The sequence below is a fragment of the Nonomuraea sp. NPDC049784 genome (assembly GCF_040659615.1).
Taxonomy (GTDB): Bacteria; Actinomycetota; Actinomycetes; order Streptosporangiales; family Streptosporangiaceae; genus Nonomuraea.
The window spans coordinates 1-1,715 of the sequence record NZ_JBFAMX010001135.1; the positions used below are offsets into that span (position 1 = coordinate 1).

3 protein-coding genes are annotated in these 1,715 nt (G+C 71.0%); all 3 read right to left on the reverse strand.

Translation table 11 applies throughout. The annotated features are described in order from the left end of the window. Positions 1 to 162: 162 nt before the first annotated feature. Positions 163 to 609 (reverse strand): helix-turn-helix transcriptional regulator, encoded by a 447-nt coding sequence (locus AB0J09_RS64070; protein WP_360714218.1) that lies wholly within the window; start codon positions 607 to 609, stop codon positions 163 to 165. A gap of 162 nt (positions 610 to 771) precedes the next feature. Continuing rightward, complete coding sequence (locus tag AB0J09_RS64075; protein WP_360714220.1) at positions 772 to 939, reverse strand: hypothetical protein; 168 nt, start codon at positions 937 to 939, stop codon at positions 772 to 774. Positions 940 to 947: 8 nt separating this feature from the next. Continuing rightward, the coding region (locus AB0J09_RS64080; RefSeq protein ID WP_360714222.1) for a hypothetical protein at positions 948 to 1,715 on the reverse strand (768 nt) is incomplete at its 5' end.

Below are 1,715 nucleotides of genomic sequence, written 5' to 3' on the forward strand. Positions count from 1 at the left end.
GGCGCCGGATGAGCTGGCGGGCCTCCAGCCAGCGCAAGGTGATCGGATGGGCTGACTCCATGGCCTGACCGGCCGCGCCGCGGGCCAGGGTGGCCTTCTGCCCATTGCTGAGCCACCCCAGGAGGGGACGGCCCCGGCGCGAAGCCCGCTCGCGGGTGGTCATCATCGATCTCTCTTTCGCGGAAGATCTCGGGCTGAAGCCCTAGGGAGAATGGCGAAGCTGATCCGGGCCAGCGGTGCTCTGATCTGGAGGGACGCCACCTGCTGTGGTGGCGCGTGTCCGAAGACGTTCATCGGCGGCGACGGGCGCGTGTCCGGGGGATCGGCAGGGAGCTCATCCGGCACGGAGTCGTAGTGGCCCAGGGCCTGCCGTACCCGGGCGCGACCGAATGGCGTCAGCCGGTACAGCCGTCGCCGGGGGCGGCCGGGCGGCGGCGTGCCCGTTTCCCATGCGCTGGTGATCCATTCCAGCCCCTCCAGACGGGCCAGCTGGGGATGTATCGTACCCATCGGCAGTTCGGCTCGATCGCAGATCTCCAGCGGTGACAGGCCGAGGTGGTCCTCCGGCAGCTCCAGCAGGACCGTCAGGATGCGCGCGGTGACGTCCATGATCTCCTTCTCGGTCGTTGGCCATGCTCCGCTATCGCGGGGCTCGCGGGCTGGCGGAGGGTCCGGCAGGGGCGGGGTTCCTGCCGCGACGTGAGCATCTCGGCTCTCCTTCGTGCCCCCGTCATAACGACGCTCGCGCGAGGACATGCCCGGGAGCGCGATTCACAGCCTGTCGGCGCGTTCCTGGCCTTCGCGCGATCCCTCCAGGCCGGAGCCGGCTGCTCTGATGGTCTGCAGCACCACGGCGAACTGAGCGTGCTTGATGTCGGTCAGGCCGCTCATGCTGCCCTGGGCGATGGCACGGGCGTCGCCAGGGTCGGATGTCCCCACGGCGGCGGTTAGTCATCAGGGTCTGCGGGGCGAGGCGCGCGAACAAGGAGTTGGCCGAGGTCGATCCGGCTCAGCAGGGTGGGCAGATCCAGCCCGCCGGCGGGGGTGCGGGGGTAGGTCGCGGGCCAGCTGCAATCGTCAAGGTGGGCCGGGCCGATGAATTCCTCACCGATCGGGGGATCTCGATCCGACCGTGCGGGGTGCATCTCCACTCCGACCGGCAGGACGGCACGGATCGCCGCGGCGTAGGAGTCGGCCACCCAGGCGAGCGCGGCGGGGTCGTCCGCGATCCACCGGCAGACGGGATCGCCAGCGCGCGCCCGGCGCGCGACGGTAGCGGTGATGGTGTCCTCGCCGTCGAAGCGGTGCGGGGCGCTGGTGACGTTGAACCAGAAGCCGTACGTGGCGCGGGGCATCGCGCATCGCCCGGTGACCGGGTCGAGCGGGCTTGAGCACTCCCAGCCCTCGACGGTCTGCCTCGTGCACCTGCCCACACGTTCGTCCCCGAACGCGGTCAGGAGGTCGGCCAGGTGTGCGGCGGCGGTGGCCGTTTCCTGCCACCCCTGCCGCTTCGCTCGGTCGTCCTGAGTCCGGTGCAGGGCGAGGCGGGCGGTGGAGAACCGGTGGTGTGCCGCCGCCAGGTCCGCATCGTCGCGATGGAGCATGACGAAGCCGAGGGCGGCCTCGTCCAGGAATGCCAGCCCGCCGTCGACCGGCAGATGCGGAGGTGGTGGCACTTGCCCGACCGCGGTCAGCAACTGCGCGAGCTCGGCGGC